This is a genomic window from Streptomyces sp. KR80 (assembly GCF_052245555.1).
GTDB lineage: Bacteria > Actinomycetota > Actinomycetes > Streptomycetales > Streptomycetaceae > Streptomyces.
The window spans coordinates 54258-75337 of record NZ_JBQQCD010000015.1 but is presented as its reverse complement, the minus strand read 5'-3'; the positions used below and the strand labels follow the sequence as shown (position 1 = coordinate 75337).

Sequence of the window (21080 nt, the reverse complement as noted above, 5' to 3'; positions counted from 1 at the left end):
CCGTACCCCTACCCCACGCGGGGGCCCGAGGCGTCTCCACTGAGGTCACGGGAGGACCTCCTGGGTTGAAAGGGGGTCGTCGGAGAAGGTCTCGTACGGCCTGTCCTCGTCATCGAGGTCGTCCGGCTCGACGATGATCCGGTCCCGGCGCTCGGCCTTGTCCCGGCCCTTTTCGCGGCCCGCTTCGGGGAGCCGCAGGGTGAACGTGGAGCCCTGCCCCTCGGCGCTCCACACCGTGACCTCCCCGCCGTGCGAGGCGGCCACGTGCTTGACGATGGCGAGCCCGAGCCCGGTCCCGCCGGTGGCGCGCGAGCGCGCCGGGTCGACACGGTAGAACCGTTCGAAGATCCGGTCCTTGTCCTTGTCGGAGATGCCGATGCCCTGGTCGGTCACGGCGATCTCGATCAGGTCCCCGCCGGTGGCGCTGACCCGGCGGCCGGCGATGCCGACGCGGGTGCGGGACGGGCTGTAGTTCACGGCGTTCTCGACGAGGTTGCCGAGGGCGGCGGCGAGCTGGCCGCGGTTGCCCCAGACGTACAGCCCGGCGGTGCCGCCGGCCGCCATGGTGATCTGCTTGGTACCGGCCTGGTGGCGGCAGCGGTCGATCGCCTCCGCGACCAGTTCGTCCACGGGTACGGACTCGGCGTCCTCCAGCGGGTCGTCGTTCTGCACCCGCGAGAGGTCGATGAGCTCCTGGACCAGGTTGGTCAGCCGCGTGGCCTCGACCTGCATGCGCCCGGCGAAGCGCGTCACCGCCTCGGGATCCTCCGAGGCGTCCATCACAGCCTCGGAGAGCAGGGAGAGCGCACCGGTCGGGGTCTTCAGCTCATGGCTCACGTTGGCCACGAAGTCGCGGCGCACCGCCTCTATGCGGCGCGCCTCGGTGAGGTCCTCGACCAGCAGCAGCACCAGCCTGGAGCCCAGCGGGGCCACCCGGGCGGAGACCGCGAGGCCCTCGCCCCGGCCCGCACCGCGCCGCGGCATGTCCAGCTCGACCTGCCGTATCTCGCCGTCGCGGCGGGTGTCCCTGGCCATCTGGAGCATCGGCTCGACCGCCAGCTTTCCGCCGCGGACCAGCCCGAGCGCGTACGCCGCGGAGCTGGCCTTGACGACGCTGTCCGCGTCGTCGAGGACGACGGCCGAGGACCGCAGCACGGACAGCACCGTGTCGACGCCGGGCGGGAGCACCGGTTCCGTGTGCAACGAGCTGCGGGTCGGCTTCGACTGCTCGCGCTCGCTCCAGCGGAACGCGAGCATCGCGACGACACCGGTACCTACCCCGGCGATCGCTGCCGCTGCGGCGACCGCCGCGTTCACGTCCATGCGTCCAGATTAAGCGGGTGGTGAGAGACATCCACAGCACTCCGCACACCGCCTCGAACACTCGTTGCCGAGAGTTCACCCCTGGGTCGTGGCGCGTTCACCCCGGCCAGGCGGCCGTAAAGTGCAGGTCAGGCGGCGGAGCCGGGTGGCGGGGCGTACGTTGCCAAGAGTTCACCCCGAAGACTGCGCCGGTTCACTCCGGCGGCTAGAACGGGACGCGTAGACCCCTGAGCGTGGATGCTGGTGAAACCAGCCAGTTTGATGAGAAGAGGATTCGATGCGGGACGCATACCACGAGGAGCTCGACTCGATCGGTGAGGGTCTGGTCGAGATGGCCCGGCTTGTCGGCTCCGCGATCGGCCGGTCCACCACGGCCATCCTCGACGCGGACCTCAAGCTCGCAGAGAGCGTGATCGCCGCGGACGAGAAGGTGGACGACCTGCAGCGCGATCTGGAGGCGCGGGCGATAACCCTGCTGGCGCGCCAGCAGCCGGTCGCCACGGACCTGCGCATCGTCGTCACCTCACTGCGGATGAGCGCCGACCTGGAGCGGTCCGGCGACCTTGCGCAGCACGTCGCCAAACTGGCCCGGCTCCGCTTCCCCGACACGGCCGTGCCCCGAGACCTGCAGGCGACGATCCTGGAGATGGGGCAGCTGGCGCAGCGGCTCATGGCCAAGGCAGCCGAGGTGATCATCACCAAGGACGTCGATCTGGCGCTCCAGCTGGAGCAGGACGACGACGCGATGGACCTGCTGCACCGGGCGCTGTTCCAGCACCTGATGGACGACCGGTGGCAGCACGGCATCGAGACCGCGGTGGATGTAACCCTGCTCGGCCGCTACTACGAGCGCTTCGCCGACCACGCGGTGTCCGTCGCCAAGCGCGTGGTCTACCTGGTCACGGGCGAGTACGCCGACGAGGTCGCCCCACCGGCCCCCGTCGAAGGGGCGTAGCCGCTCTCAGGCCGCGGGCGCCCGCGCTTCCACGCGCCGTTGATGCGCCCTGTGCAGCGGGTGTGGAGTGAAAGCAGGCGCACTGCAAGGCAGGCGCACGCCTTTCGAGGAGGGTTTCCCATGGCCGACTCCCCCAACGCACTGCCGCCCCGCGACGAGCACCCCACCGACCGGTCCCCGTCTGTTGTCGACAGGCCGCTGCCGATCCTCGGCGCCTGCGGCTGCGGGTCCGGATGCAGCTGTGGCTGCCAGAGCGGCGGCCCCTGCCAGTGCGGCGGTGCCTGCGGCTGCTAGCCGCACGCTGACGACGAAGCGCCCCGGCCCGGGTGACCCGGCCGGGGCGCTTCGTCGTCGCGCGGTGCGTGACCCTTCTTGCCCTGGGTCTTGCGAGCGATCTCGGCGACCTGGGTTTTTGCTGTTCAGACGGCTGTCGGCGGCGGCTGCCCGGGCATCATTGGTCGTTGTTGGCCGTTGACGAGCGACCTCGGACGGCCCAGAGACGGCCCAGGCATGTATGAGGACAGGGCTCGCTCAGGACTTACTCCGTCTCTGAGCATCGGCCTCGGCTATTGCTTCGGCTTCGGCCTCCGCCATACCGATGGCGAAGCCAAGTGCCTGGGTAATGTGTGTGGTTACCTGGCGCGACGCTGACCAGGGTCGTGAGCGATGGCCGTCATTCCCCGCTGCTCCCCGTCGGTCACCGATCCCTCGAGAACGCCATGGGCACGTGGTCTCCTCGACGTGATGCACGTCGCAGCGCGAGCGGCAACCCTGGAGGCATGAAGCTCCGGACCTCTAGGAGGGCCTCGGAGACCCCGGCGGCCACTGCGGCCCAGACCGATTACACCGGCGCCATCTACGGCTCGCTGCTTGCCGCCTCCGTGGTAGTCGGCGCCGGAACGCTCGGCTCGTTTCCGCGGCTGGAACTCGTTCTGCTGCTGCTGTGCACCGGTGTGGTGTTCTGGGCCGCGCACGTCTTCTCCCGCCTTTTCGGGGCCCGAATGGTGCACCATCTGAGCCGGGAGGAAGTCCGCCGTACGTGCGCGGAAGAGCGCCCGATCGTCGACGCGGCCGTGCCACCGGCCGTTGCTGTGGCCATCAGCCCACTCCTTGGACTGGGCGTTCAGGGGACAGCATGGCTGGCACTCGGGGTCGCCTTGGCCGGGCAGGTCGGCTGGGCGACCGTGGCCGCCAGCCGCGCCGGCGCCTCACGTCGCCTGATGCTGCTCGCCGGTGCGATCAACCTTCTCCTTGGGTTGGTCATCGTGGTATTCAAAGTCGCGCTTCACCACTGAGGACCCGCCTCCACAATCAGCCCAGGTCCACAGCGGAATTCCGGCCATGGCCGCAGCCGCCTGCGGAAGTGAGACTTCCCACAGCCGGTGTGGGCCTGAGGAGCGTCAGACCCCCCGGCTCAATGCAGCACTTTCTCCTTGGCCCGCTGGAACTCGGCCTCCGAGAGCTCACCCTTGTCCTTGAGGGCAGAGAGCTTGGTCAGCTCGTCCGCATCCGTGCCACCGCCGCCAACCGGTCTGCTGGATGTAGGCATCGAGCGCCTGCGGGCAGGCGAGGAGCCAGCCCGATTCGCGGTCAGCGTAGGGGGCCATGATCTCTCGCCCCCTGCACCCCGCGAGCTGCCGTTCCACCTCATCGCGGGCAGCGGATTCGCGCTGCCCGTGTGGACCGAAGCGCCTGGGAGATCGTGACCCCGGTGGCGTTCCTGGTGTCGTTCCGGGTCAGCGTCCGGCTCTGGACGGGCCAGCGCTTTTAGACTTCACGGCCCAGCGACGGCCCCGAGACAGCACCAGGCCCCCTACCCGCGGAAAAGCCCGCAGGTAGGGGGCTTGATCAGTTCGTGTTACTTCTTCTTGCCCTGGTTCTTCACGGCCTCTATCGCCGCCTTCGCCGCCTCCGGGTCGAGGTACGTGCCGCCCGGGTTCACGGGGCGGAAGTCCGTGTCCAGCTCGTAGGAGAGCGGGATGCCGGTCGGGATGTTCAGGCCGGCGATGTCGGCGTCCGAGATGCCGTCGAGGTGCTTGACCAGCGCGCGCAGCGAGTTCCCGTGTGCCGCGATCAGGACCGTGCGGCCGGCGAGCAGGTCCGGGACGATGCCGTCGTACCAGTACGGCAGCATCCGGATCACCACGTCCTTCAGGCACTCGGTGCGCGGCCGTAGTTCCGGCGGGATCGTCGCGTAGCGCGGGTCGTCGCTCTGCGACCACTCGGCGCCATCCTCCAGCGGCGGCGGCGGGGTGTCGTACGACCGGCGCCAGAGCATGAACTGCTCCTCGCCGAACTCGGCGAGCGTCTGGGCCTTGTCCTTGCCCTGAAGGGCGCCGTAGTGCCGCTCGTTCAGCCGCCACGTGCGGTGGACCGGGATCCAGTGTCGGTCGGCGGCCTCCAGAGCCAGCTGAGCCGTGCGAATCGCGCGCTTCTGGAGCGAGGTGTGCACGACGTCGGGCAACAGGCCGGCGTCCTTGAGCAGCTCACCGCCGCGGACGGCCTCCTTCTCGCCCTTCTCGTTCAGGTTGACGTCCACCCAGCCGGTGAACAGATTCTTCGCATTCCACTCGCTCTCGCCGTGGCGGAGCAGGATCAGCTTGTACGGTGCGTCGGCCATGGCGCCGAGCCTAGCTCTTGGTAATTCGGTGGTCTCCCACACCCTCGCGGCGTAAGCTGCGCTCGCCGCATGCGCCACTTACGGGCGCCGCCTCGGGGGGGAGCCACTGTGCCAGCAGTGTCAGCCGTGTCCATGTCCAGGTTCAGGCGGGCTGCCGTCGAGAGCGTCTCGGGTCTTCCCCGCGCCTTCTGGTGGCTGTGGACAGCCACGCTCGTCAACCGCCTCGGCGCCTTCGTCGCCACCTTCATGGCGCTCTATCTGACCCTGGAGAAGGGCTACTCGGCCTCGTACGCGGGCGCCGTCGCGGCGCTGCACGGGCTCGGCGGCGTGGTGTCCTCCGTGGGCGCGGGAGTGATGGCGGACCGGCTCGGACGACGCCCCACGCTGCTGCTCGCACAGACCTCCACGGCCGCCTCGGTGGCCCTGCTCGGCATCATGGAGCACCCGCTCGGGATCGCCGCAGTCGCCTTCCTCGTCGGCATGACGAGCAACGCCTCGCGACCGGCGGTGCAGGCCATGATGGCGGACATCGTCGCCCCCGAGGACCGGGTGCGGGCGTTCGCACTCAACTACTGGGCGATCAACCTGGGTTTCGCCCTCTCCTCCACGGCTGCCGGGTTCATCGCCGAGTACAGCTATCTCGTCGGCTTCCTCGGCGAGGCCACGCTCACCCTGGTCTGCGCGGTCCTGGTCTTCGTCAAGCTGCCGGAGTCCCGGCCGGTGCGCGGTCCCGTGGAGAAGGCCGCGGAGCCGGAGATCGGCCTGGGGACGGTGCTCCGCGACCGGCGGTTCATGGGCATCGTCGGGCTGTCCTTCCTCATCTCCCTGATCTTCATGCAGGGTTACGTGGCGCTGCCCGTCGCGATGGGCGCGGACGGCTTCTCCAGCTCCGACTTCGGCGTCGCCATCGCGGTCAACGGGGTGCTGATCGTGGCGCTCCAGATCCCGGTGACCCGGTTCATCGAGCACCGGGATCCGGCCCGCCTGCTCATCGTCTCCGCACTCCTCGCGGGCTACGGCTTCGGGCTCACCGCCTTCGCCGGCTCGCTCACCCTCTACGTGCTGACCGTGTGCGTCTGGACGCTGGCCGAGATCGTCAACTCGCCCACCCAGATGGGCCTGGTCGTACGGTTGTCGCCGACCCACGGGCGCGGGCGCTACCAGGGCATCTACACGATGTCCTGGTCGGTCGCGGCGCTCGCCGCTCCGCTGATGGGCGGGATCGTCATCGACGCGTACGGCTCCACCTGGCTCTGGGCGGGCTGCGCAGTCCTGGGCACGATCGCCGCCCTCGGGTACTGGCTTCTCATGCGTGGACTGCCGCCCGTGGCGCCGCCTGCCGAGCCGGCGGAACCATCCGAAGCTGTCAGCGCAGCGCCCGCTGAGCCTCGTACAGATTCCGTGGCCTGACCGCCTCCGGGTGGCCGTAGGACTCGATGCGGGCGTGCAGCGGGCCCGTGAAGTCCGGCTTGTCGATCTGGCCGAACTCGCGGACCGTGCTGATGCCTACGGTCGCGCTGTACGGGGCGATCTCGTCGATCTTGACGCAGCCCGCGCGCTCGTTGGTGACCGTGACGTTCCAGTGGGTGAAGCGGGCGCCGTAGAGCGGACCGGCGCTCGCGTCACCGCCGTGCGCCCCGTCGTTGTGAACGCTGATCTCGGTACGCAGGTTGGCGAACGGCAGGCCACGGTGGGTGTCGAAGGTCCCCATCTCCATCCGCCCGCGGGACCAGACGTTGTAGCTGGAGAGTCCCTCGACGTTGATGCCGTGGAGTTGGGTGCCGGCCGGGGTGGGGACGGTCCGTGCGTCGATCCGGAAGTCCTCGAAGAGATTGTCGTGCGAGCCCTCGCGGCAGCAGTAGGGGTGGTGGCTGCCGCGCCCGGAGACCCGGGTGCGGCGGAGTGTGCACGCCTTGGCGGCGACCAGCAGGAAGCCGTTGTCGACGTCGACGGCGTGCACATCGTCCACCCAGCAGTCCCAGGCGCACTGCAGCGCGACACCGTTCCAGCCCTTGTCCAGGAGGTGCGGCGACTGCGGGGTGTGCGTCATCCGGAGGGTGACGCCCTCGACACCCGAGCCGGTCACGGGCCGTACGAGGGTGGTGAGTTGGGGCTTCCACTCGGGGCGCGCGTCGAGCGGCAGGGGGCGGTCGAGGGTGACTCTGCGCCCCTCCACCGCGGTGATGCGGCAGGGCCACTCGTACGGGACGTAGCTGGTCAGTTTGGTCTTGTCGTCCCAGGTGTAGGACTTGGTGCCGGGGCCGTCGCCGGACATGTGCTCGAGCAGGGTGTGGTCCGCGTCGTCGGCGAGGCGGAGCAGCACACGGTCGCCGCGGCGCAGCCCGCCGGGGTCCGCGACCGTGACGGTCCACTCGCCCTGCCGGGCGGGCGTGCTGATGGCGGTCAGCGGGCGCCACTCGTCGCGCTTGTTGCCCGTCCAGCCCTCGAAGGGCCAGGCCTTGGCGCGAATCGCGTCGGTGAGGGTGCGCCAGCGGTCGGCCGGGCAGATCCAGACGAGCCCGCCGGCCCAGGACCAGGCGGACTTGTCGCCGCCGTAGCGGCTGCCGTACGGCCCGATGAGGTCGGTGAGATGGCGGGTGGCGTGGAGGGTGGTGCGGGAGCTGCCCGCGCCGCGCAGCACGACGTTGTCGCGGCCGAGCCGGATCACGTCGTCGATGCGGTACGTGCCGGGCGGCAGGGTGACGGTGCCGCCGCCGCGCCGTCCGACGTCCTCGATCGCCCGGTTGATGGCCGGTGCGGCGTCGGCGGACCCGTCCGGGCGGGCGCCGTAGTCCCGTACGACGTCGGCGCGCACCGGCGGGCGGGGGAACTCCTTGCGGCCTCCTGCGTATCCAGCGCGGCCCACGTAGGGAATCTGCGGGTGGGTGTACGGTGCCGCGCTGAACTCCCCCCACAGGGCCGACTGCCGCACTCCGGCGCCGGTGTCTCCCTGGGGCGCCGCGACAGCGTCCCGCCCGCTCAGGGCCCCCGCGCTCGCCGCCACGGCGACGGCGCCGGCCAGAAGTCTTCTCCGGCCGAGGCCGCGCTGGTTGTCCTCCATGAGCCCGCCTTCCATGGATGTGAACGCCATTCATATGAGCGATAGGCATGAGAGTGCCACGCGCCCGCAGCGGGCGGGAAGAGGTCGTACGGAAACGGGGACCGCTCAGTCGGTCGCGGCCGGACGCTGGGTCAGATGCGTGAACGACTCAAGATTGCGGGTCGATTCGCCGCGGGCCGTGCGCCAGGCGTACTCCTTGCGGATCGCCGTCGCGAAACCCATCTCCAGCAGGGTGTTGAAGCTGCGGTCGGCGTTCTCCAGGACGGCGCCCAGCAGCCGGTCCAGCTCCTGAGCCGTCACCGCCGACAGCGGCACCTTTCCGACCAGATAGATGTCGCCCAGCCGGTCGATGGCGTAACTCACCCCGTACATCCGGGTGTTGCGCTCCAGCAGCCAGCGGTGGACCGCCGCGTGGTTCTCGTCGGGGTGCCGGATCACAAAGGCGTTGATCGAGAGCGAATGCCTGCCGACGACCAGCGAGCACGTCGTCGAGAGCTTCCGCGTACCGGGCAGCTTGACCACATAGGTGCCGTCCGCCGGGCTCTCCCACTCGAGGTCCGCGTCCTTGAGCGTCTGTTCGACGGTCTTCCGCGCGTCCACGTCGGCCCGGTCTACGGCAGCCCTGTCTGCGTCAGCCATGGTGGGAGCGTAGACGACGCCGTTCGTGCAGCGCCGCCGAGTACACCTCAGCCGTCGCCGAGGCGGCGGCGTCCCAGCCGAAGGATTCCGCGTGCCGCGCGGCCGCCGCGCCCATCCCGCTCGCCAGGGCCGGGTCGTCGGCGAACCGGCGCAGCGCCCGCGCGTAGTCCCGCGGGTCGTGCCCGGTCACCAGGAAGCCGCTCGCCCCGTCCCGTACCGCCACCGGCAGTCCGCCGACCGCGGCCGCGACGACCGGGGTTCCGCAGGCCTGCGCCTCGATGGCGACCAGTCCGAAGGACTCGCTGTAGGAGGGCATGACGAGCACGGACGCCGCCCGGTACCAGTCCGCGAGCTGCTCCTGCCCCACCGGCGGCCGGAAGCGGACCACGTCCGAGATCCCGAGCCGAGCGGCGAGCTTTTGCAGCCCCTCGGGCTTGGCGAGGCCGCTGCCGCTGGGCCCGCCGACGACCGGCACCACGATCCGCTCGCGCAGCCGCGGCTGCGCCGCGAGCAGTTCGGCGACCGCGCGCAGCAGGACGTCGGGAGCCTTCAGCGGCTGGATGCGCCCGGCGAAGAGCGGGATGAAGGCGTCCTGCGGCAGGCCAAGCCGGGCCCGGGCGGCCGCCCGGCCGCCGGGCCGGAAGCGGTCCAGATTCACCCCGGGGTGGACGACGGCGACCTTGTGGGGGTCGGCTTCGTAGTGGCGTACGAGCTCGTCGGCCTCCTCGGCGGTGTTCGCCACCAGCCGGTCTGCGGCCCGGACGATCTGAGTCTCGCCGATGACGCGCGCCGTGGGTTCGGGAGTGTCGCCCTCGGCCAGCGCCGCGTTCTTGACCTTGGCCATGGTGTGCATGGCGTGCACCAGGGGAACGCCCCAGCGCTCGGCCGCGAGCCAGCCGACGTGGCCAGAGAGCCAGTAGTGGGAGTGGACGAGGTCGTAGTGGCCCGGGCGCTGTCCGGCCCACGCCTGCATGACGCCGTGCGTGAAGGCGCAGAGCTGGGCCGGCAGATCCTCCTTGGCCAGCCCCTCGTACGGCCCGGCGTCCACATGCCGCACGAGCACGCCGGGCGCGAGCTCGACGGCGGCCGGCAGCGCGCCGGTCGTCGCCCGGGTGAAGATCTCGACCTCGATGTTGATCGCGGCGAGACGCCTGGCGAGCTCGACGATGTAGACGTTCATGCCGCCGGCGTCGCCCGTACCCGGCTGGTGGAGGGGGGAGGTGTGCACACTGAGCATCGCGACGCGCCGCGGGCGGCGCGGCCCGCCGGGCCGACGCAGTCGCGGCGTCCCCGCGAGCGGCCCGTGACCGCGGCCACGGAACCCGCCGAGACGGGACACGTACTGGCTCACCGCGCGAAACCTCCTTGGGGGCGGGCGGGGCGGATCCCCTCGCCATCCCTGTAACCAACCGACCGCACCCGGCCATTTCCGCTTTGCCAAAACGTGACGCTCGCCTCGCCGGGCGGCTCGGCCCTTACCCTGCTGCTCATGACCCGCCGCACCCCGCTCACCCGACCGGTCGGGACCGTGACGCGCGGGACGACCAATCCCAACCGGTTGCGGCGGATGGACCGGTGGATCGCCGCCGTGCACGGCGGCCCGATACGACGGGATCAGGACGGCACGGCCGTCGATCTCGGATACGGCGCCGCGCCGTGGACCGCCGTGGAGTTGCTGACCCGGCTGCGCACCGTCCGTCCGGACGCCCGGGTGGTGGGGATCGAAATCGACCCGGCCCGGGTCGAGGCCGCCCGTCCCTACGAGCGCGACGGGCTCGTCTTCGCCCACGGCGGCTTCGAGGTGCCGCTCCCGGACCGCGCTCGCCCCGTGCTGATCCGGGCGGCCAATGTGCTGCGCCAGTACGAAGAGGCCGAGGTCCGTGCCGTATGGGAGCAGTTGTGCGCACGGCTCGCGCCGGAGGGGCTGCTCGTCGAGGGGACGTGCGACGAGATCGGGCGTCGCCACGTATGGGTCGCCCTGGGCCCGGAGGGTGCGCGCAGCGTGACCTTCGCCACCCGCCTGGGCTCTCTCCAGCAGCCGTCCGACCTGTCCGAACGCCTGCCCAAGGCACTCATCCACCGGAACGTGCCCGGCGAGCGGGTGCACGCGTTCCTCAAGGACTTCGACCGCGCCTGGGCAGCTGCCGCACCCTTCGCGTCGCTCGGCGCCCGACAGCGGTGGATCCGGACCGTGCACGCGCTCAAGGCCGACTGGCCGGTCGTCGACGGGCCGGGCCGCTGGCGCCAGGGCGAGGTCACCGTCCGCTGGGAAGCCCTGGCGCCGCGCGGCGGCTGACCGGGCGAGGCACGCGCCTCGCCGCACCGCTGAGTCAGCCGGAGATCAGCTCGGCTCCCTCGGGGGCGAGGCTGCGAAAATTGACATGAGTCGACTCAACTATGCAGGGACACCCGGTCAAGGCCCGCTGAAACGGGGACCGCAGCAGGAGCGTCAGGCCATCCGCAGGCTGTCGAGCAGCGCATCGACCAGGACACGGTCGTGCTCATGGGTGACGCGCAGGCGGGCCGCGGCAGGAGCCAGCCAGATCAGCCGGTCCACCTCATGGTTGGGCACGAAGTGACCCTCGGTGGCCTCGGCGGCCCAGTAGAGGACCTCCTTGGGCCGCCCACTCACCGCATAGCGCACGGTCGGCAGGCGCGGACCCGGCTCACAGTCGTAGCCCGTCTCCTCGTGCACCTCCCGCAGCGCGCCCCGCAGCGGATCCTCGCCCCGCTTCAGCTTGCCCTTCGGGTGCGACCAGTCGTCGTACTTCGGCCGGTGCACCAATGCGATCTCGATCCCCGGGCCGGGGCCGTGCTGCGCGCCGTGCGGGGACCGCCGCCACAGGACGCAGCCCGCGGCCCGCACGGTCCCGCTGTCGGCCCCCGCCGCCATCACGCATTCACCGACATCCGCTGCCAGAGCCGGCCGAAAGCGAAGCGGGCCGCCTCGACGTCGTGCCGCTGGTCGGCGTGGAGGACGCCGAGTGCGTACGCCGTCGCCGGAGCGATCCGTGGGGTACGAGCCGCTGCGGCGGCAGCGGCCGCGGCCTCGGCGGCGTCGTGGTGCCGGTCCAGTACCTGGGCGGTGCTCCGCAACCGCACGCTCAGCAAGGACGCATCGGCCGCCTCCGCGGGATACGCCGCGTCCAGTACCTCCTGCGCATACCGGCGCAGCCGCACCAGCAGCCGCACCTGGTGCCAGGGCGCATCCTGCTGCTCGGTCGCGGGCGGGGCGTCGGCCGCGGCGGTGGCCGCGAGGCCGTGGACCAGCGCTTCCGCGTTGTACGGGTGGCCGGCGCGGTACAACGGCAGGCCGTCCACCGCCTCCACCAGCCTCCGGTGCATCTGCTCGACGAGCGGCTCCAGCATCTCGGCGGCCGGTCCTTCGGCAGCCGCCGGATCGAGCGGCGCCTCCGAGGCGAGCACGGCGACCGCGTCGGCGACCGCATGGAAGCGGGACGAGCCGAGCGCCTGCAGAGCCGCGGAGTGGGCCCGGGTCCGGGCCAGTGTGAGCTGGCGGTCGAGCAGTGCACCGGCGCGTGCGGCTCCGACGGTGAGGGCGGCGGCGGGCGTGCTCGGTGCCGCGCCGCCCGGATCGGCGGAATCCGCATCGGGATCGGCCGGGCCGGCACCGTCGGGCTCGCCGGACACCGCCCCTGCGGGATCGGGCTCCCCGCCCACCGGATCGGCTCCCGTCAGCGTGACGGCCGGCCCGGCCTCGTACGGCTCGTACCACTCGATGTCGGCGCGGCTCAAGGTTTCCGCATCGGCGCCCGCGGCCCCGTACCGTCCCGCGTCCGCACCGGAGAGCCGCTGCAGGGCGGAGCGGAGCCGGGCCAGGCTGGCCGCGTAGGCATGCTCGAGAGCGAGGGTGCCCGAGAGCCAGACGAGCTCCGCGCGCAGCTGGTCAGCCCACTCCGGGTCGGTCAGCGGCCGGAAGGCGTGCAGCGCGCTGCTGATGCGCCGCGCGGAGCGCCGCATCTGGCGGGCGGCCTCGACGGCCTCCTCCGCGTCCGCACCGCTCTCGCGGTGCAGTCGCAGGCTGCGCAGAAACTCGGCGGCCTGCGCATGCAGATGCCCGGCCAGCACATCATGTGCGGTGAGAGCGTCCGGAAGCCCTTCCAGGAGCACCCGGGCCCCGCCACCACCGGATGCGCCAACCGCTCCGGCCGACCGCTGTGCCCCGTGCGCCTCGCCTCGCTCGTACGTCTCGCGAGGGCCGGGGTCCCCGTGGCCGCCCGCAGGGTCAAGGTTTCGCTTGGCCACGCCGGCGCCTCCGCGCGTCAATGAGCATTTCCTGCACGTTCCGGAGCGGCTGTCCGTCCCCGTCCATCGCGTGCCGCGTCCAGTTGCCGTCCGGGCCGAGGTGCCAGGAGGCGGTGCTGTCCGACATTCCGGTCTCCAACAGCCGGTTGAGAGCGACTCGGTGAGCCGGGTCGCTCACCCGCACCAGGGCCTCGATCCGGCGGTCGAGGTTCCGGTGCATCATGTCCGCGCTCCCGAGCCAGGCCTCCGGCTCGCCGCCGTTCCCGAAGGCGAAGATCCGTGAGTGCTCCAGGAAGCGCCCGAGGATGCTGCGCACGCGTATGTTCTCGGACAGACCCGGGACGCCCGGCCGCAGCGCGCAGATGCCGCGGACCCAGACGTCGATCGGTACGCCCGCCCGGGCGGCCCGGTAGAGGGCGTCGATGACCGCTTCGTCGACCATCGAGTTCACCTTGATCCGGACGTACGCGGGGCGCCCGGCGCGCTGGTTCGCCGCTTCCTTGTTGATTCGCTGGATCAGGCCGTCGCGCAGCGATCTCGGGGCGACGAGCAGCCGGCGGTAGGTCTCACGGCGCGAGTAGCCGGACAGCCGGTTGAAGAGGTCGGACAGGTCCGCACCGACCTGCGGGTCGGCGGTCAGCAGCCCCAGGTCCTCGTAGAGCCGGGCGGTCTTCGGGTGGTAGTTGCCGGTGCCGACGTGGCTGTAGCGGCACAGCGTCTCGCCCTCCTGCCGGACCACCAGCGACAGCTTGCAGTGCGTCTTCAGCCCCACCAGGCCATAGACGACATGGCAGCCGGCCTCCTCCAGCTTCCGCGCCCACTTGATGTTGGCCTGCTCGTCGAAGCGCGCCTTGATCTCGACCAGGACCAGCACCTGCTTGCCGGACTCCGCCGCGTCTATCAGGGCGTTCACGATCGGCGAGTCGCCGGACGTCCGGTAGAGCGTCTGCTTGATCGCCAGCACGTCCGGGTCGTCGGCGGCCTGCTCCAGGAAGGCCTGCACCGAGGTGGAGAAGGAGTCGTACGGGTGGTGCAGCAGCACATCCCGCTCGCGCAGCGCCGCGAAGATGTCGGGCGCCTGTGACGACTCCACCTCGGCGAGGTCGCGGTGGGTGCCCGCCACGAACTTCGGGTACTTCAGCTCCGGCCGGTCCAGCTTGACGATCCCGAAGAGGCCGGTCAGGTCGAGCGGTCCGGGCAGCGGGTGCACCTCGGCCTCGGAGATCTTCAGCTCGCGGACCAGCCGGTCCAGGACCTCGGGGGCCATGGACTCCTCGACCTCGAGGCGCACCGGCGGCCCGAAGCGGCGCCGCATGAGCTCCTTCTCCAGGGCCTTCAGCAGGTTCTCGGCGTCGTCCTCCTCCACCTCCAGGTCCTCGTTGCGGGTGACCCGGAACATGTGGTGGGCGAGCACCTCCATCCCCGGGAACAGCTCTTCCAGGTGCGCCGCGATCACGTCCTCCAGCGGCACGTACCGCTGCGGCGACGCCTCCAGGAACCGGGAGAGCAGCGGTGGCACCTTCACACGTGCGAAGTGCTCATGCCCGCTGACCGGGTTCCGCACGACGACGGCGAGGTTGAGGGAGAGACCCGAGATGTACGGGAAGGGGTGCGCCGGGTCGACCGCCAGCGGGGTCAGGACCGGGAAGATCTGCTGCCGGAAGAGGGTGAACAGGCGGGCCTGCTCCTTCTCCGTCAGCTCGGGCCAGCGGATCAGGTGGATCCCGGCGTCCGCGAGCTCGGGGAGCACGTCCTGCTGGAAGCAGGCGGCGTGCCGGGCCATGAGCTCCCGCGAGCGGGTCCAGATCAGGTCCAGGACCTCGCGGGGCTGCAGGCCGGAGGCGGATCGGGTGGCCACTCCGGTGGCGATCCGGCGCTTCAGACCGGCCACCCGGACCATGAAGAACTCATCCAGGTTGCTGGCGAAGATCGCCAGGAAGTTGGCGCGCTCGAGGAGCGGGGTCGCCGGTTCCTCGGCGAGTTCCAGCACCCGTTCGTTGAAGGCCAGCCAGCTGCGCTCACGGTCCAGGAAGCGGTTCTCGGGCAGCTCGCCCGCCTCGCCGTCGTGGTCGTACCCGTCGAGATCCGCGTCCAGGTCCGGCTCCAGGTCGGAGACGGCCGCGGCCACGGTGTGGGGGCGGTGCGCGGCGATGGAACCGACCGAGGGCTGAACGTGCTGGACCGGTGCCGGAGCGCTGGAGTCGTTCATGTCCTCATTGTTCCGCGTGGCGGCGCGAAAGGGCGCATCGGACAGCGGTGGGGGCGCGGCTCGGAGCCGTCTGGTCGGAAAATTCGGCACAGCGGGCTGCATTCAGTGATGCTCGCAAGCGAGTCTGAATCGCCGGTAACGCGAACATGGCGACCAGGCAATCGCGCCCCCTCGCGGGGGTGTCCCGGGCCCGGGTGGCAGCCCCGCGACGAGGCGCACCGTAAGCGCCCGGCGCCCGGCCCGGGACCCTCCGCGCCCCCGCAGCGGGTGCCACCCGGCCCCCCGCCGTCCGCCGCGAGCCCCGGTTTGTGGGCAGTCGTTCCTCCCCCAGCTAACGCTGGGAGGTGCCCCCAGGCGGAACGACTGCCCACCCGCGGGGGCGGCTGCTGCCGGGCCGGATGGCCGTTAGGTCTCCGTGCGGTACATGAGGTCGGTCTCGTATGTGGTGAAGCCGAGGCGCTCGTAGACCGTGACCGCCGGGATGTTGTCCGCGTCCACGTAGAGCATCGCGGTCGGCAGACCCGCCGCGGCCAGGTGCCGCAGCCCGATCGCGGTGAGCGCCTTCCCGAGACCGCCACCCTGCGCTCCCGGGACCACACCCAGCGCGTACACCTCGCCGAGCCGTTCCGCTGCGTGGACCTTCGTCCAGTGGAAGCCGATGATCCGCTCCCCGTCCGGCTCCTGCCGTACGGCGAGGAAGAAGCCCCGCGGGTCGAACCAGTCCTGCCCCATGCGGTCGTCCAGGTCCCGCTGGGTCAGCGAGCCCTGCTCGGGGTGGTGCGCGAAGGCGGCAGCGTTGGCCGCGAGCCACGCGGCGTCGTCCCCGCCCGGACGGAAGGTCCGTACGGTCACGCCGACCGGCAACACGGGCTCGCCGAGCGCCAGATCGGCGAGCGACCGCCGCATCTGCCGCAGTTCCCGGAACAACGTCAGTCCCAGCACCTGCGCCAAGTGCCGGGCCGCCGGATGTCCGCCGTGCGCCCACATCCGCAGTCGCTTGCCTGAGGCGGCCAGCAGTGCGCCGCCGAGCGCGCGTCCGTGCCCCCGACCGCGGTGAGCGGGATGCACGACCAGCTCGGCGGCCGGCGCCTCCACCGGGTCGGTCTCCTCCAGTTGCGCGTAACCGGCGAGCACCCGGCCGCCCTCGTCGTCACCCTCGTCGTCGATCTCGTGCAGCAGCAGGTGCCGTACGCCCTCGCGGCGTCCGCCGCGCAGTTGCAGCCGGCCGTGCTCGGACACGGCCTGCTGTCCGTCGACCCGGGCCGCCTCCTCCAGCAGCACGGTCACGTCCCGCACGTCGTCGGGCGACACCTCGTCGAGGACCTCGATCCGCCGTACCGCGCCCGTCCCGTCCACCACGTTGCTCATGCCCAGAGCCTACGACTCAGCCGTTCCGCCGTCTCCGAGTGACGTGGCCACCCGTCCGCAACCGGCTCGTTACCTCGTCCGTCCTGACACGCTACGCGCGTTGACCGTAGGCTGCCCTCGAACTGGGGCTCGACCACCACGCCCAGCTCTCATCTCGCTGTCCACAAAGGGGAACTCATGCCAGCGACACCTCAACGGCGGCGCGCCACCCGCCGCTTGACGGTCGGTGCGGCGGTGCTCGCCGCGGCGGCCGGTGTGCTGTCCGCCGCGATACCAGCCGGTGCCGACACCACGAAGCACGGCGATGGCCCTGGACACCGCGGCACTGTCGATGTACAGCTGCTCTCCTTCAACGACTTTCACGGCAACCTCGAGCCCCCCGCCGGCTCCGCCGGCCAGGTCGTCCACCAGCACCCGGACGGCAGCACGGAGAAGATCGACGCAGGCGGCGTCGAGTACCTCGCCACGTCGCTGCGCACCGCCCGCAAGAGCCACCGCTACAGCGTCACCGCCGCGGCCGGCGACATGATCGGCGCGAGCCCGCTGCTCTCCGGCCTCTTCCACGACGAGCCGACCATCGAGGCGCTGAACAGACTCGACCTCGACGTCGCCGGCGTCGGCAACCACGAGTTCGACGAGGGCCGCAAGGAGTTGGAGCGCATCCAGGAGGGCGGCTGCCACCCCAAGGACGGCTGCTACGAGGACGGCAAGGTCTTCCAGGGCGCCGCGTTCCCCTACCTCGCCGCCAACGTCACGGACGAGAAGACCGGCAAGCCGATCCTCAAGCCGTACACGATCTGGAAGCACCGGGGCGTCAAGATCGGCTTCATTGGCGTGACCCTCGAGGGCACCCCGGACATCGTCTCCGCGGACGGCGTCAAGGGATTGAAGTTCCATGACGAGATCAAGACCGTCGACAAGTATGCCAAGGAGCTGGACCGCCGTGGTGTGAAGTCGATCGTCGCCCTCATCCACGAGGGCGGCGCCCCGGCCTCCGCCGCGTACAACTACAACTGCGACAGCCCCGGGCCGGGGGACGGCGTCTCCGGTCCCATCGTCGACATCGCCAAGGGCATCACGCCGAAGGTCGACGCACTCGTCACCGGCCACACCCACCAGGCGTACGTGTGCACCATCCCCGACCCCTCCGGCCAGCCGCGCATGGTCACCTCGGCGTCCTCCTACGGCAAGCTCTACACGGACACGACGCTGACGTACGACCGCCGCACCCAGGACATCGTGCGCACGTCCGTCGCGTCGGCCAACCACGTCGTGCGACGCGACCAGCCGAAGGCCGCCGACCTGACCGCGCTCATCCAGCGCTGGAACAAGCTGGCGGCGCCCGTCGCCAACCGGCCCATCGGGCACATCGCCGCCGACATCCTGGGCCGTGGCGCCACGACGCCCGAGTCGCCGCTCGGTGACCTGATCGCCGACGCGCAGCTGGAGGCGACGGCTCCGGCGGACAAGGGCGCGGCGCAGATCGCGCTCATGAATCCGGGCGGGATCCGTTCCGACTTGGTGTACAAGGCCTCGGGCAGCGAGGGCGACGGCGTGGTGACGTACGGCGAGGGGTTCACCGTGCAGCCGTTCACCAACATGATGACGACGATCGACCTCACCGGCGCGCAGCTGATCACTGCGCTCCGGCAGCAGGTCAGCGGCCCCAACCAGGCCTCCCCCAAGATCCTCCAGGTGTCGAAGGGCTTCACGTACACGCTGGACATGACGAAGTCGGGCGCGGACCGGATCGTCACGGACAGCGTGAAGCTGAACGGGGCCCCGATCGAGGACGCCAAGACCTACCGCGTCGCGATGAACGAGTTCCTGTCGGGCGGTGGCGACGGCTTCCCGGTCTTCAAGGAGGGCAAGAACAAGCTGGTCGGCGCGGCCGACCTGGATGCTCTGACGGCCTACTTCGCCGCGCACTCCTCGCCGAGCGCGCCGCTGGCCCCGCCGAAGGCGGACCGGATCACGGTCGTGAAGTAACCGGTTGGTGCGACCGGTTGGTGCCGGCCGGTTGGTGCCGGCCGCTTGATACGAAAGCGTCGCCGGCCCGGCGGAGGTCCTCTGGGGGTGCCCCCAGGAGGTACCTCCCAGGGCCGGCGCCCCGGAGCACGGTGTGAGTTCGCACGCACTGGCCGAGGAGCACCGGCAAAACTTGCGCTGGAGGGTACCTTTCGTGATCGGATATTGCGATGCGACCCCCCACACGCATACCTGCGCAACGCAATGGCTCCGCCGATGACTTGGTCTCGCGCAATCCGTACGAGGATCTCGCGGCGCTCGCCGATCCGGAACCCGACCACGGCTTCGAGCCGCTCTCGGAACCCGGCTTCGCACATGACGTCGACTCCGCCTTCGACCCTGATATCGACGAGATCGATCCCCTCGGCCTCGGGCTGCACCCCGACGACGATGACGAGGACGACTACTGGCTGCCGCCCAACCACCGGCGGGGGCGGCGTGGCAGATTCGCCGCCCTGCCGATGGCCCTGAAGGCGGTCGTCGCCCTTCTCGTGGGTGCGCTGTTCCTGACCGTCGTCGACCGATGGGCCGTTCTGTACGCGGAGGGGAAAGCCCAGGAGAAGCTGAAGGACTCCCTCCACTTGGCCGCCGAGCCCGAAGTCACCATCCACGGCTTCCCCTTCCTGACCCAGGCGACCGATAAGCGCCTGGAGAAGGTGGACGTCGCCATTCCGGACGTCGCGGCCGACCGCGTCTCCCTCGCGAAGGTCGAGGCCACTGCCGAGGACATCCGCCTCAGCGGTGGGCTGCCCACCTCCATTCGCGGCGCCGTCATCGGCCGGATGCGCGGCGATGTGCTGCTCTCCTTCGACGACCTGAACCGAGAACTCGGGTCATCTCAGGTCGAGTTCACCGAACAGGGCCGGGACTCGGTGCTCGCGGTCGGGAAACTGCCGGTGGCAGGCCACGAGCTGCGGATGCGCGCGGAGGCGCACATCCGCCGGGTCGGCGGCCGGGGCATCGAGACCGAGATCACCGGTATGCGTCTCGACATCGCCGACGTCGCCACGTACCGCCCGGGCAGGGGTTCCGACTCCGGCGTCCGGCTCACCCGCAAGGCGGCGGATCGCGTCAGGCGCGATGCGGCACAGGCGAAGGCGCTGCTGTCGGTGCCGTCGCTGGCGAGGCGCCTGGGCATCCCGCCGGAGGCGGTCGCGGAGGCATTGCGCAGCGAGAAACGGCTGCAGGAGGTCACGGGGGCGCCGCGGTTCGTGGAGAAGGTGATGCGGCTCAATCTCGTCGATGTCGTCGTCGCCCACCCATGGCTGCTCAAGAAGGTCGGCATCGATCCGGCAATCGTCTCGGGGCTGAAGGGGCTGACGCAGCCGAAGCTGTCCGAGCGGCTGTCGCTCTCCTTCCAGCTGCCGGACGTGCCCGGGTATGTGCGTCTGCGGAACGTCTCGGTCGAGCGGGACGGCATCCGCGCCGACCTGTCCGGCATGGACCTCCCGTTCGGCGACGCGGCGGGGCGTTGAGGTCCTTGCCCCAGGCATGAGCGGCCGGACGGGGCCCGGCCGTCAGAGGTTCCGCCGCCTGCCCGTCAGGCGGGCGGCGGAGCCGGGGGAGGGGTCAGCCACAGCCGCACGACCGGCGGACCACCAGCGCCGCCGGGAACTGCTTCAGCCGTTCACGGCGCGAGCCGAGCACCCGCACACCGTCGTCCAGGACCAGGTCCACCGCGGCCCGGGCCATCGCCTCGCGGTCCGACGCCACGGTCGTCAGCGGCGGGTCCGTCAGCGCCGCCTCCTTCACATCGTCGAACCCGGCGACCGCCAGCTCGCCCGGCACATCGATCCGCAGCTCCCGTGCCGCCCGCAGCACGCCGATCGCCTGGTCGTCCGTCGCGCAGACGATCGCGGGTGGTCGCTCGGCGCCGGACAGGACCTCCAGCGCAACCCGGTACGCGTCGTAGCGGTTGTAGGGCGCCTGGAAGAGCCGCCCCTCCGTCGACCGCCCGGCTTCCCGCATCGCTCGGCGCCAGCCCTGGACGTGGTCGGTGACCGGGTCGCCGACCACCGGCGTGGACTCGACGCCGCCGAGGCACGCCACGTACGCGTGACCGTGCTCGAGCAGGTGCCGGGTCGCGAGCTGCGCGCCGCCCACGTCGTCGGTCACGACCGCCACGTCGTCGATCGCGTCCGGGCGGCGGTGCAGCAGCACCACGCGCGCGTCCCAGGCGTCTATCTCCGCCGCCGCGTGCTCGCTGGGGCCCTGGCTCACCAGGATCAGCCCGGCCACCCGCATGCCCAGAAAGGCACGCAGATAGTGGACCTCCCGCTCGTCCAGGTAGTCGGAGTTACCGACGAGGACCATCTTTCCGCGGTCGGCCGCCGCCTGTTCCACCGCGTGCGCCATCTCCGCGAAGAACGGCTGGCGCGCGTCCGGGACGATCATGCCTATGAGATCGGTCCGGCGAGAGGCCATCGCCTGCGCGACCCGGTCCGGCCGGTAGCCGAGCTCCTTGATCGCGGCGAGGACCCGCTCACGGGTGGCCGGGGCGACCGGCCGCGGACCGTTGTTGATGACATAGCTGACGACGGCGGTCGAGGTACCCGCCAGCCTTGCCACATCATCACGCGTCACCTTGGCCACGGCGGGCAGTCTACGCGGG

17 protein-coding genes are annotated in these 21080 nt (G+C 71.0%); 6 read left to right on the top strand and 11 right to left on the bottom strand.

Annotated features, from left to right (window positions below; translation table 11 throughout):
- Positions 1 to 45: 45 nt before the first annotated feature.
- Positions 46 to 1323 (bottom strand): sensor histidine kinase, encoded by a 1278-nt coding sequence (locus ACTWQI_RS20935; RefSeq protein ID WP_443272584.1) that lies wholly within the window; start codon positions 1321 to 1323, stop codon positions 46 to 48.
- A 277-nt stretch (positions 1324 to 1600) separates the two neighbouring features.
- Here ACTWQI_RS20935 and phoU point away from each other — a divergent pair, with 277 nt between their 5' ends.
- Together phoU and ACTWQI_RS20925 are read left to right on the top strand one after the other, a co-directional pair.
- The gene (gene phoU / locus ACTWQI_RS20930; RefSeq protein ID WP_443272582.1) at positions 1601 to 2278 is read left to right on the top strand and encodes a phosphate signaling complex protein PhoU; all 678 of its coding nucleotides are present in this window, start codon (positions 1601 to 1603) and stop codon (positions 2276 to 2278) included.
- Positions 2279 to 3057: 779 nt separating this feature from the next.
- The gene (locus tag ACTWQI_RS20925) at positions 3058 to 3573 is read left to right on the top strand and encodes a hypothetical protein (protein WP_443272580.1); all 516 of its coding nucleotides are present in this window, start codon (positions 3058 to 3060) and stop codon (positions 3571 to 3573) included.
- 119 nt (positions 3574 to 3692) lie between these two features.
- Here the strand turns inward: ACTWQI_RS20925 and ACTWQI_RS20920 are convergent, their stop codons facing one another.
- Positions 3693 to 3827, bottom strand: coding sequence for an SHOCT domain-containing protein (locus ACTWQI_RS20920; protein ID WP_443272579.1), 135 nt, complete (start codon positions 3825 to 3827; stop codon positions 3693 to 3695).
- Positions 3828 to 4136: 309 nt separating this feature from the next.
- The gene (locus ACTWQI_RS20915; RefSeq protein ID WP_443272577.1) at positions 4137 to 4898 is read right to left on the bottom strand and encodes a phosphoglyceromutase; all 762 of its coding nucleotides are present in this window, start codon (positions 4896 to 4898) and stop codon (positions 4137 to 4139) included.
- Positions 4899 to 5030: 132 nt separating this feature from the next.
- On the opposite strand from ACTWQI_RS20915, the gene ACTWQI_RS20910 reads away from it, so the two are divergent.
- Positions 5031 to 6308: an MDR family MFS transporter gene (locus tag ACTWQI_RS20910; RefSeq protein ID WP_443272575.1), complete on the top strand. Its 1278-nt coding sequence runs from the start codon at positions 5031 to 5033 to the stop codon at positions 6306 to 6308.
- Here the strand turns inward: ACTWQI_RS20910 and ACTWQI_RS20905 are convergent.
- The 3 genes from ACTWQI_RS20905 to mshA form a co-directional block, all read right to left on the bottom strand.
- Positions 6265 to 7989 (bottom strand): glycosyl hydrolase family 28-related protein, encoded by a 1725-nt coding sequence (locus tag ACTWQI_RS20905; protein ID WP_443272574.1) that lies wholly within the window; start codon positions 7987 to 7989, stop codon positions 6265 to 6267. The genes ACTWQI_RS20910 and ACTWQI_RS20905 overlap by 44 nt on opposite strands.
- Before the next feature lie 75 nt (positions 7990 to 8064).
- Positions 8065 to 8598, bottom strand: a complete 534-nt coding sequence (locus tag ACTWQI_RS20900; protein ID WP_443272572.1) for a YbjN domain-containing protein — start codon at positions 8596 to 8598, stop codon at positions 8065 to 8067.
- Positions 8591 to 9949 carry a D-inositol-3-phosphate glycosyltransferase gene (gene mshA / locus ACTWQI_RS20895; protein ID WP_443272570.1) on the bottom strand — a complete coding sequence of 453 codons (1359 nt, stop codon included), beginning with the start codon at positions 9947 to 9949 and terminating at the stop codon, positions 8591 to 8593. The genes ACTWQI_RS20900 and mshA overlap by 8 nt, the downstream gene beginning before the upstream one ends.
- Positions 9950 to 10087: 138 nt before the next feature.
- Between mshA and ACTWQI_RS20890 the strand changes: the two genes are divergently transcribed.
- Positions 10088 to 10894, top strand: coding sequence for a class I SAM-dependent methyltransferase (locus ACTWQI_RS20890; RefSeq protein WP_443272568.1), 807 nt, complete (start codon positions 10088 to 10090; stop codon positions 10892 to 10894).
- A gap of 153 nt (positions 10895 to 11047) precedes the next feature.
- Here the strand turns inward: ACTWQI_RS20890 and ACTWQI_RS20885 are convergent, their stop codons facing one another.
- From ACTWQI_RS20885 to mshD, 4 genes are all read right to left on the bottom strand, one after another.
- The gene (locus tag ACTWQI_RS20885; protein WP_443272566.1) at positions 11048 to 11491 is read right to left on the bottom strand and encodes an NUDIX hydrolase; all 444 of its coding nucleotides are present in this window, start codon (positions 11489 to 11491) and stop codon (positions 11048 to 11050) included.
- On the bottom strand, positions 11491 to 12864 hold the full coding sequence (locus ACTWQI_RS20880; protein ID WP_443272564.1) for a CHAD domain-containing protein: 1374 nt from the start codon (positions 12862 to 12864) through the stop codon (positions 11491 to 11493). The genes ACTWQI_RS20885 and ACTWQI_RS20880 overlap by 1 nt, the downstream gene beginning before the upstream one ends.
- Positions 12845 to 15073, bottom strand: a complete 2229-nt coding sequence (locus ACTWQI_RS20875; RefSeq protein WP_443272563.1) for an RNA degradosome polyphosphate kinase — start codon at positions 15071 to 15073, stop codon at positions 12845 to 12847. The genes ACTWQI_RS20880 and ACTWQI_RS20875 overlap by 20 nt, the downstream gene beginning before the upstream one ends.
- Before the next feature lie 405 nt (positions 15074 to 15478).
- The gene (gene mshD / locus ACTWQI_RS20870) at positions 15479 to 16441 is read right to left on the bottom strand and encodes a mycothiol synthase (RefSeq protein ID WP_443272562.1); all 963 of its coding nucleotides are present in this window, start codon (positions 16439 to 16441) and stop codon (positions 15479 to 15481) included.
- A 177-nt stretch (positions 16442 to 16618) separates the two neighbouring features.
- Between mshD and ACTWQI_RS20865 the strand changes: the two genes are divergently transcribed.
- Together ACTWQI_RS20865 and ACTWQI_RS20860 are read left to right on the top strand one after the other, a co-directional pair.
- Positions 16619 to 18430, top strand: coding sequence for a bifunctional metallophosphatase/5'-nucleotidase (locus ACTWQI_RS20865; RefSeq protein WP_443272560.1), 1812 nt, complete (start codon positions 16619 to 16621; stop codon positions 18428 to 18430).
- 209 nt (positions 18431 to 18639) lie between these two features.
- A complete protein-coding gene (locus tag ACTWQI_RS20860; RefSeq protein ID WP_443272559.1) occupies positions 18640 to 19944 on the top strand; it encodes an LmeA family phospholipid-binding protein in 1305 nt (434 codons plus the stop codon).
- Positions 19945 to 20038: 94 nt separating this feature from the next.
- Here ACTWQI_RS20860 and ACTWQI_RS20855 read toward each other — a convergent pair whose 3' ends face one another.
- The gene (locus ACTWQI_RS20855) at positions 20039 to 21061 is read right to left on the bottom strand and encodes a LacI family DNA-binding transcriptional regulator (RefSeq protein WP_443272557.1); all 1023 of its coding nucleotides are present in this window, start codon (positions 21059 to 21061) and stop codon (positions 20039 to 20041) included.
- Positions 21062 to 21080 lie beyond the last annotated feature (19 nt).